This window comes from Pseudomonas lactucae (assembly GCF_016937615.1).
Classification (GTDB): Bacteria; Pseudomonadota; Gammaproteobacteria; order Pseudomonadales; family Pseudomonadaceae; genus Aquipseudomonas; species Aquipseudomonas lactucae.
Genome location: NZ_JAFHKI010000212.1, coordinates 1 through 9670 on the forward strand (window position 1 = coordinate 1; position 9670 = coordinate 9670).

The 9670-nt window shown below is 61.9% G+C and carries 9 protein-coding genes; 3 read left to right on the forward strand and 6 right to left on the reverse strand.

All coding sequences use genetic code 11. The annotated features are described in order from the left end of the window. Positions 1-234: 234 nt before the first annotated feature. The 3 genes from JWR98_RS28255 to JWR98_RS28265 all read left to right on the forward strand — a co-directional run bounded on the left by JWR98_RS28255 (position 235) and on the right by JWR98_RS28265 (position 1435). Positions 235-513: a type II toxin-antitoxin system RelE/ParE family toxin gene (locus tag JWR98_RS28255; protein WP_078734551.1), complete on the forward strand. Its 279-nt coding sequence runs from the start codon at positions 235-237 to the stop codon at positions 511-513. A gap of 14 nt (positions 514-527) precedes the next feature. Further along, positions 528-815 (forward strand): HigA family addiction module antitoxin, encoded by a 288-nt coding sequence (locus JWR98_RS28260; protein WP_057013199.1) that lies wholly within the window; start codon positions 528-530, stop codon positions 813-815. Between the two features lie 356 nt (positions 816-1171). Continuing rightward, entirely contained in the window at positions 1172-1435 is a 264-nt protein-coding gene (locus tag JWR98_RS28265) for a DUF6124 family protein (RefSeq protein WP_078734550.1), read from the forward strand. 128 nt (positions 1436-1563) lie between these two features. Here the strand turns inward: JWR98_RS28265 and nagE are convergent, their stop codons facing one another. The 6 genes from nagE to JWR98_RS28295 form a co-directional block, all read right to left on the reverse strand. Then, positions 1564-3261 carry an N-acetylglucosamine-specific PTS transporter subunit IIBC gene (gene nagE / locus JWR98_RS28270; RefSeq protein WP_078734549.1) on the reverse strand — a complete coding sequence of 566 codons (1698 nt, stop codon included), beginning with the start codon at positions 3259-3261 and terminating at the stop codon, positions 1564-1566. A 26-nt stretch (positions 3262-3287) separates the two neighbouring features. Continuing rightward, complete coding sequence (ptsP, locus tag JWR98_RS28275; RefSeq protein ID WP_205491813.1) at positions 3288-5798, reverse strand: phosphoenolpyruvate--protein phosphotransferase; 2511 nt, start codon at positions 5796-5798, stop codon at positions 3288-3290. 36 nt (positions 5799-5834) lie between these two features. Further along, the gene (locus tag JWR98_RS28280) at positions 5835-6845 is read right to left on the reverse strand and encodes an SIS domain-containing protein (RefSeq protein ID WP_078734547.1); all 1011 of its coding nucleotides are present in this window, start codon (positions 6843-6845) and stop codon (positions 5835-5837) included. After that, the gene (nagA, locus tag JWR98_RS28285; RefSeq protein WP_078734546.1) at positions 6838-7944 is read right to left on the reverse strand and encodes an N-acetylglucosamine-6-phosphate deacetylase; all 1107 of its coding nucleotides are present in this window, start codon (positions 7942-7944) and stop codon (positions 6838-6840) included. The genes JWR98_RS28280 and nagA overlap by 8 nt, the downstream gene beginning before the upstream one ends. A 9-nt stretch (positions 7945-7953) precedes the next feature. Continuing rightward, the gene (locus tag JWR98_RS28290) at positions 7954-8712 is read right to left on the reverse strand and encodes a GntR family transcriptional regulator (RefSeq protein WP_078734545.1); all 759 of its coding nucleotides are present in this window, start codon (positions 8710-8712) and stop codon (positions 7954-7956) included. Between the two features lie 262 nt (positions 8713-8974). Continuing rightward, positions 8975-9478: a L,D-transpeptidase family protein gene (locus tag JWR98_RS28295; RefSeq protein ID WP_078734544.1), complete on the reverse strand. Its 504-nt coding sequence runs from the start codon at positions 9476-9478 to the stop codon at positions 8975-8977. Positions 9479-9670: the final 192 nt, after the last annotated feature.

Genomic DNA, 9670 nt, shown 5'->3' on the forward strand with positions numbered 1-9670 from the left:
CCCCTCCCACATTTGACGGTATTCGCAATTCAAAATGTGGGAGGGGGCTTGCTCCCGATGGCGTCGGTACGGGTGCCTCAGATCTTTCCTACAAACCTTTCAGGTTGTCCCTCGAAACCCATCTCCCTAGCCTCCCTGCTTTGCATTTTCTCAGTGGTGGAATGTTATGAGTCTGACGACGAGAACTGATATGCGGCTATTGCAGGGCGTGATGTATCACATCACAATCGCGGCATGATCGTTAGCTGGAAACATAAAGGCCTTCGCGTCTTTTATGAAACGGGCTCAACGAAAGGGATCAATGCCAACCACGCGAATCGCTTGCGCCGTGTCTTGCTGATTTTAGATAGCGCGATTCATTGGAGCGATCTGGAACTGCCAGGTTGGCGTTTCCATCGCTTGAAGGGGGATCTTGTCGACTACTGGTCAGTGAGCATCAGTGGTAACTGGCGCATCATTTTTCGCATGTATGACGATCAAGTCGAGCTGGTCGACTATCTGGATTACCACTGAGAAGGGGTCTGTTTATGGGTATGCACAATCCTCCTCACCCAGGGGAAATACTGCTTGAGGATGTTATTCCGGGGCTCGGAATGACCATCACTGAAGTGGCAAGACGCCTGGGTTTCGCCAGGGAGACGTTTTCCAGAATTCTTCACGGACACGCGCCGGTCAGTCCTGATCTGGCCGTACGTCTGGAGCGTGCTGGCATCAGTAAAGCTCAGATGTGGCTCTCAATGCAGAGCAGCTATGACCTGTGGCAGGCAGAACATCGAGAACAGCCTGTTATTGAGCGGTTTGCTCGGGTTGAGTAGATGAGATCAAAGCACCCGGCTTAGACCGGGTTTTTGTTGTGTGCTGGATCTACAGCTCTCGGAGATTTCCGACAAGCCTTTCAGGTTGTCCCTCGGAACTCGCACAACTAACCTTCGCCAGTCGCTGCCAATTCAGTGACCGGGACTGCAAGCCCGCCGATAGTTTGTTAGTGCTCAACAGCACGCCTATAATCGTGCCGCTTTCATAAAGTGGTTCGAGTCATGGTGGCTGTGTGCGGGAGACCCTCGGGTCTGCCGGGGTTCCTAACAACTCGGTCTTGCAGACCCGTACACAGCTGCCACCCATCATCTGCAAGTGATGTCGGTAGCTCCCACTTTTTGTTAGGAATTTTGCCATGATCAAAGACAGCCCAAATCCCCCATCTGATTCCCAGCCCAACGACCAAATCTTCACCGTCCTAACCAACCTGAACAGCGAAACCCTGCTCGCCAACGCCTCCCAAGACCTGGCATCCGTGCAGGCACTGGCGGGTAATCTGGCTTTTGAAATCGACGGCCCGCACCGTGATGCAGTGCTGGGGATTCATCGAATGGTGGAGGGTATTCAGTTGATGGTGGATCGGGTACTGGATCTACAGGAAGTACCCATCAGCAACTGAATAAACCACACTCTGTGGCGAGGGAGCTTGCTCCCGCTGGGCTGCGCAGCGGCCCCAAAAATCCTGGGAGCGCTTCGCACTGGCGCCAGCCCGGTCCAGCGGGAGCAAGCTCCCTCGCCACAGGGTGATCAGGCGTTGATCGGGCGGGTAACCAACCGCTCCAATGCCTCACCCAGTCCGGACGCCTTGTCGCCCATCAACAGGTGCCAAACCCCGCTCTCAAGCTGACTCACACCCTGGCAACCAAGCGCAGTAAGCTGAGCCTCGGACACCACCGAATCATCCCCCAACTCCACCCGCAACCGGGTCATCGCCACCGTTTGCAGCTGGCGCACGTTCTCCCGGCCGCCCAGGGCTTCCAGCCATTGCTCGGCCTCCTGGACGTTCACCGTCACCGATTTATCCACAGGCGCAACGGCAACCGGCGCACTCGCAACAAACGACGGCATGGCGAGGCGAATCTCATCAGCAATGCTATCGGCCATCGGCCCGACCACCACCTGCAAACTCCCGCCATTCCCTGGCCGCACCACCGCCATCGCTCCCAGCGCTTTCAACTCTGCATCCACCGCCTTGTTGCGGTCCACCATGTCCAAGCGCAGGCGCGTGGTGCAAGCGCCGACACTCAACAAGTTATCCGCACCGCCCAACGCCTGGATATACGCCGTGGCACGCGTTTTATCGCTCATCACTTCAGCCTGTACCACCTGGATATCTTCCCGCCCCGGGGTCTTCAGGTTGAAGCGGCGGATGCAGTAGCTGAACACCGTGTAGTAGATCAACGAATAGGCCAGGCCCACCGGCACCACCAGCCAGCCATTGGTGGACTTGCCCCAGCCCAGCACCATGTCGATAAAGCCACCGGAGAAGGTGAAGCCTAGATGGATATTCAGCATATTCGTCACGGCCATCGACAGGCCGGTGAGCAGTGCATGCAGCAGGTACAGAAATGGCGCCAGGAACATAAACGCAAATTCAATCGGCTCGGTCACCCCGGTCAAGAACGAGGTCAGTGCCATCGACAGGAAAATCCCGCCCATCACCTTGCGCCGTTCCGGCAGTGCATTGCGGTACATCGCCAGGCACGCAGCGGGTAGACCGAACAGCATCACCGGGAACATGCCGGTCATGAACTGGCCGCCTTTGGGGTCGCCGGCGAAGTAGCGGGTCAGGTCGCCGGTGACGACCGCGCCGGTGACTGGATCGGTAAAGCTGCCGAACACGAACCACGCCATGTTGTTGAGGATGTGGTGCAACCCCGTGACGATCAGCAGGCGGTTGAACACGCCGAACACGAACGCGCCGAGGCTGCCGCTTTCCATCAACAGCACGCCGAAACTGTTGATACCGCTCTGTACCGGTGGCCAGATCAGGCCGAAGATCACCCCCAGGCCGACCGCACTGAACCCCGTGACGATCGGCACAAAGCGCCGCCCGCCAAAGAATGCCAGGTACTCCGGCAATTTGATGTCCTTGAAACGGTTATACAGCCCGCCCGCCATCAAGCCGCTGGCGATACCGGCAAGCATGCCCATGTTGATGGTCGAGTCCATCACTTTGAGCGTGGAGACCATCACCAGGTAACCAATCGCGCCGGCCAGCCCCGCGGTGCCGTTATTGTCGCGGGCAAAACCTACGGCAATGCCGATAGCGAAGATCAGCGCCAGGTTGGCGAAGATCGCCTGCCCGGCATCGTGCATCACTGCGATGTTGAGCAGGTCGGTGTCGCCCAGGCGCAGCAAGAGGCCGGCGATCGGCAGGATCGCGATCGGCAGCATCAGCGCCCGGCCCAGGCGTTGCAGGCCTTCGATAAGGTGTTGGTACATGGCGTGTCTCCCTGTTTTTGTTGTGGTCAGCTCAGCGGCCAGTGGTGTTGACAGGCTTGGCGAACGGCCTTGGCGCTGCTCAGGTCGAGCAGGCCAAGGCTGCGTTGCCGGCATTGCGCCGCATCCAGATGGCGGACGCGGTCCTTGATTTCGCCGATCTGCGGCGGGCTCACCGACAGTTCGCGCACCCCCAGGCCGACCAATACCGGCGTGGCCAGCAGGTCGGATGCCAAGGCGCCGCACACGCCGACCCATCGCGCATGTTTCGCCGCACCGGCGCAGGTCTGGGCGATCAGCCGCAGCAAGGCCGGGTGCAGCGCATCCACGCGGGCGGCAAGGCCCGCGTGGTCGCGGTCCATGGCCAGGGTGTACTGGGACAGATCATTGGTGCCGATGGACAAGAAGTCCGCATGCTCGGCCAGTTGCTCGGCCATCAGCGCGGCGGCGGGCACTTCGATCATCACGCCCAACTCGGGGCGTTGCGTCAGCTCAAGCTCCACACACAATTCATCCAGGCGCCGGCGGATCTGTAGCAGTTCATCCACTTCGCTGACCATCGGCAGCAGGATGCGACAGCGCGCCAGCGGCGTGACCTGCAGCAGCGCACGCAGTTGCTGATCAAGCACTTGCGGGCGCACCTGGGCCAGACGAATACCGCGCAGGCCCAGCACCGGGTTGGCTTCCACCGGCAGCGGCAGGTAGTCGAGTTGCTTGTCGCCGCCCACGTCGATGGTGCGGATGATCACCGACTTATCGCCCATGGCATCCAGCACGGCTTGATAGGCTTGGCGCTGCTCCTGTTCATCCGGTGCGGTGCGGCGCTCGACGAACAGGAATTCGGTGCGCAGCAGGCCGACGCCATCGGCGCCGTTCTCAAAGGCCGTGTGGGCCTCGCTGCTGGAGGCCACATTGGCGGCCACTTCAATATTTACACCGTCTGTGGTGTGCGCCGGCAGTTGAGCCTGGGCCTGTTGCTGTTGATGGCGCAGTTTTTGCGCGTTGCGAATCTGGTGCACTTGGGCGTGACGCGCTTCGCTGGGCGCCAGTTCCAGACGACCGTTGGCGGCGTCGAGTACCACGCGCTGGCCCTGGGGCACATCGAGCACGTCGGCGCCCAGCGCGACCACACAGGGCAAGCCTTTACTGCGCGCCAGGATCGCCACGTGTGAAGTGGCGCCGCCTTCGGCCATGCAGATGCCGACCGCCTGTTGCGCGCTCAGGTGCAGCAAGTCCGACGGGGTTAATTCATGGGCGCTGACAATCGAGCCGGGCGGTAACTCGAAGTGCCAGGCCTCACCCAGCAACGCGCGCAACACGCGTTGCTGCAGATCGCGCAGGTCATTGGCGCGTTCGGCAAACAGTGGTTTGCCCAAGGCCAGCAACACCGCGCACTGGGCCTGGATTGCATCGCGCCAGGCATGGGTGGCGGCGCTGCCGTGTTCAATGGCGCCGCTGGCGGCATCGAGCAGGGCAGGGTCTTCGAGCAAGGCCAGGTGGGCGGCGAAGATCTCTTTTTCCTCGACATGTTTGCGCTGGCGAGCGTGGTCCAGGGTGCTACGGATTTCACTGCGCACCTGCTCCAGGGCGGAGTCCAGGCGTTGCCGTTGGTCATCGACCGAATGTGTGCCGCTGTCCGCCGGCAGTTCGATGCCGGTGAGGCGCAACAACGGCCCGCACACCAGGCCAGGGGCCGCGCACACGCCTTGCAATACGTTGGCTTCGGTACTCGCCCGGCGGGGCGTAACGGCGACCGGTGCCGTGTGTTCGTCTTTCGCCGGCGCTGACAGTGCATCAATCAGCGCTTGCAGCGCCGCCTCGCAATCCTTGCCCCGGCAACTGACGCATACCTCGTCGCCTTCGCCGATCCCCAACCCCATCAAGCCGATCAGGCTGTCACACGGCGCCGATTTATCACCGTAATGCACGCGCGCCTGGCTGCTGAACCCCAGCGCGGTCTTGCGGATCAACGCCGCAGGGCGCGCATGCAGACCGCCCCGATGGGTCACGCGTACGCTGGCGGCGGCTTCGGCGGCTGAGTTATCCACAGCGGTTTCATCGCCGGTGCTCAAGCGAGCGAGTATGCGCATCAGCGGCTCGCCGACCTTGACCGTCTTGCGCGCCAGAGGCTGCAACTCAAAGCGCTCGCCGTTGGTCAGGATGATCGGGCTGACCAGGCTTTTGCACTGGCGCGCAATGCGGTCCAGATCAATGCGCAGCAGCGCCTGGCCCTGGCTCACCCGCGCGCCGGCCTCGACCAGCAACGCGAAGCCTTCGCCGTCCAATTCCACGGTGTCGATGCCCACATGCATCAGCAATTCGGCACCGTTGTCGGCACGGATCGTCAGCGCATGCCCGGTGCGCGCGACATGAATGATCACCCCATCACACGGCGCATGCAGGCAATCATTCAGTGGATCGATGGCAATGCCGTCGCCCATGGCGCCGCTGGCGAACACGTCATCGGGCACGTTGCCCAGGGCCAGCACCGGCCCGCTGAGGGGAGCGCTTAGGGTCAGTACATTATTGTTGTTGGACATGGGCACGGTACTCATCAGGAAAACACGGCAAACCACTCAGTGGGTGCGGGTGACTTTGCTCAGGTGACGCGGCTGGTCCGGATCCATGCCACGGGCGACCGCCAGGCCGGCAGCCATCACATAGAAACTCTGGATCGCCAGGATCGGGTCCAGGCTCGGGTGTTCGGCGCGGCTCAGGGTCAGGTCGCGTTCGGCGATATCGTCCGGCGCGGCCAGTAATACACGGGCGCCGCGTTGGCGCATATCGGCGGCCAGGCTCAACAAACCGGCTTGCTCGGCGCCGCGCGGGGCAAACACCAGCAGCGGGTAATGCTCGTTGATCAAGGCCATCGGCCCATGACGCACTTCGGCGCTGCTGAAGGCTTCGGCTTGGATCGCCGAGGTTTCCTTGAGCTTGAGCGCGGCTTCCTGGGCGATGGCAAACCCGGCGCCACGTCCGATGACCATCAAGCGCTGGCTGTCGCGCAGGGCATCGATGGCTGGGCGCCAATCCTGTTTGGCGGCGTCGCGCAGGCCCTCGGGCAGCGCCTGGCAGGCGTGCAACAAGTCCGCTTGCTGGCTCCAGTGCCCGACCAACAGGGCGCTGGCGCTAAGGGTGGCGATAAAACTCTTGGTCGCGGCCACGCTGAGCTCCGGCCCGGCGCACAGCGGCACATGGAATTCACACGCGGCTTCCAGCGGCGAGTCTTCGGCGTTGACCAGCGAGATGCTCAAGGCACCGCGCTTGCGCAGCAGGCGCAGGCTGTTGACCAGGTCCGGGCTTTGCCCCGATTGGGAAAACCCGAATGCGACTTGGCCGCTGACCTTCAACGGTGCCTGCAGCAAGGTCACCACCGACATCGGCAACGACGCCACTGGAATGCCCACATGCTGCATGGCCAGGTAGGCGAAGTAGCTGGCGGCGTGGTCCGAACTGCCACGGGCGATGGTCATCGCCACCTGCGGCGGCTGGCGGCGCAGGCGACCGGCGATTTCTTCCAGCAGCGGGTTCAGGTGCTGCAATTGGGCGGCAACCGCGTCACACGAGGCCAAGGCCTCTTCAAGCATTTTTGAAGTCAAGGCGTTCTCCTTCGACCATTACGTCGGTCAGATGCAGGGAGCGGTCCAGGCGCACGCAGTCGGCAAAACTGCCGGGCTGCAGGCGCCCGCGTTCTTCCAGACCCAGGTAATCCGCAGGAAATTGCGACAGGCGTTGTGAGGCTTCGCTGATGGGCAGGCCGATCTTCACCAGGTTGCGCAGCGCCTGGTCCATGGTCAGCGTGCTGCCGGCCAGGGTGCCGTCGGCCAGGCGCACACCGCCCAGGCATTTGGTCACGGTGTGGCTGCCCAGCTTGTATTCACCGTCGGGCATGCCGGCGGCGGCGGTGGAATCGGTGACGCAATACAGGCACGGGATCGCGCGCAGGGCCACGCGCATGGCGCCGGGGTGTACGTGGAGTAAATCCGGGATCAATTCTGCGTACTTGGCGTGGGCCAGCGCGGCGCCGACGATGCCGGGCTCGCGGTGATGCAGCGGGCTCATGGCGTTGTACAGATGGGTAAAGCTGGTGGCGCCGGCGGCGAGGGCGGCGACGCCTTCTTCATAGCTGCCCAGGGTGTGGCCGATCTGCATGCGCACGCCGCGTTCGCTGAGGGCGCGGATCAGCCCGTCGTGGCCGGCGATTTCCGGGGCGATGGTGATCACCCGGATCGGCGCCAGGCGCAGGTAGGCTTCGACTTCTTCCATTAACGCGGTGTGGGCGAAGTTGGGCTGCGCGCCGAGTTTGCCGGGATTGATATAGGGCCCTTCCAGATGCACGCCGAGTACCCGGGCGCTGCCAGCGGGACGTTGCTCGCAGAAGGTGCCGAGTTGGGCCAGCACGCGGGAGATTTCATCCACCGGCGCGGTCATGGTGGTGGCCAGCAGCGAGGTGGTGCCAAAGCGCAGGTGGGTGCGGGTGATGGTCTCGAAGGCGTCGGCGCCTTCCATGATGTCCTTGCCGCCGCCGCCGTGTACATGCAGGTCGATAAAGCCGGGCAACAGGTAGGGCAACTGATTTTCCGCCGGGTCGCATGGCGTGCCTTCAATGGCGATGACCTTGCCGCGTTCGTGCACCAGGCGGCCGCGGACCCAGCCGTCGGGCGTGAGGATATTGTCTTCGGACATGGCAGTTCCCTAAGGCCGCAACTCGGCGGCAAAGTCGTACCGGCGCAGCTCTGCGACAAAGTCGTAGTAGTCGTTGCGGCAGTAGGTGTCGGTGATTTCAATCGGCGTGTTGTCGGCGGTGTAACCCACGCGGGTCATCAGCAGCATGGCGGTGCCGGGGGCGATGCCCACCAGGGCGGCGAACTCGTCCGAGGCGTTGACCGCCTGCACATGCTGCAGGGCTCGGACGATGGGCTTGCCGATGCTTTCGAAGTATTCGTACAGCGAGCTGCCCAGCGCCTGCGGCTGTGGCAGCACCGAGGCGGGCACGGCGGTCATCTCGATGGCCATGACCGTGTCGTCGGCTTTGCGCAGACGCTTGAGGCGCGCCACTTTGTCGGTCGGGGACAGGGCAAGGCGGATCAGTTCTTCATGGGTGGGCGGGGTAATGTCGCGCTCCAGCCATTGCGAGCCGGGCACGAAACCTTTGAGGCGCAACATTTCGCTGAACCCCGACAGACGCGACAGCGGTTGTTCCAGGCGTGGCGTGATAAAAGTGCCGGAGCCCTGGCTGCGGCGGATCAGGCCCTGGGTAAACAACACTTCCAGGGCTTTACGGGCGGTCACCCGGGAAATGCTCAACTGCTCGCTGAGCGCGCGCTCGGACGGCAGCGCCTGTTCGGACGTCCACTGGCCGGCATGGATCGCGGCTTCGAGTTTGCGCGCCAATTGCAGGTACAACGGCGTGGATTGTTTGTCGTCGGGGCGCAGGGCCAGGATGGGATTCATCTGTCAGGTTTCCGATGCGTTATTGGAGTGTTGTCGCCCGGTAATGGCCGAAAATTAATACCACTTAAATACCATGTCAATGCAGCCAAAACGGTGCATTCAAGGGTTTAAAGGCTCCGTAATGGGGCCTGGTATCAACTGGTATTAGAGAGGTCTTTATGGCGCGCAGAACGGCGCAGCCTCGCGCGGTGAACTGGTATTCACTGGCGGGAGGTGGCGGGGGCAGGAAATATTTTTGAATTAATTTACGAACGGTCGGGGTTTACGGGCGAATCTCGATCAGGGTGCCGTCCTTGACCAGGTTCCAGACTTCGCGCATGTCGACGTTGCGCATACCGATGCAGCCGTCGGTCCAGTCCAGGGTGTGGAACCACTGCTCCGGGTAGTCTTCGGTGTCGGGGGTGCCGTGGATCATGATCATGCTACCGGGCTTGACGCCTTCGCGGCGCGCGCGCGCGGCGTCGCTGATATTCGGGTAGGAGATGTGCATGGCAAGGTTGAAGCGGTCGCTGGTCTTGCGCCAGTCGATCCAATAGAGACCTTCCGGGGTACGACGGTCGCCTTCGATCAGCTTGTGGCCCTTTGGGTTCTTGCCCAGGGAAATACGGTAGGTCTTGAACGGCTTGCCGTCATTGATCAACTGCAATTGGTGGGCGGATTTAAGCACCAGGACTTTTTCGACAGGTTTGCCGCCCAGGGTTTGCAGGGTGGAGGCCGGCGACAGCGTAGCGAACGACAGGCAGATCAGAGCAAGCAACCAACGCATTGAAACGGTATCCCTTTAAAGGCCATGTGCCGGGTGGTTAAGGGGCGGGCTTGCCCATCGGCGGCATAAGTATCTACACAATTTCTAAAAGCTGAAACTCCTCCCTGTGGTGAGCGGGCTTGTCCCGCGCTGCATAGGTATCTACACAACTGCTTGCTCTTACGCTGTTGCTCTGGCTCTGGCTTTTGATCT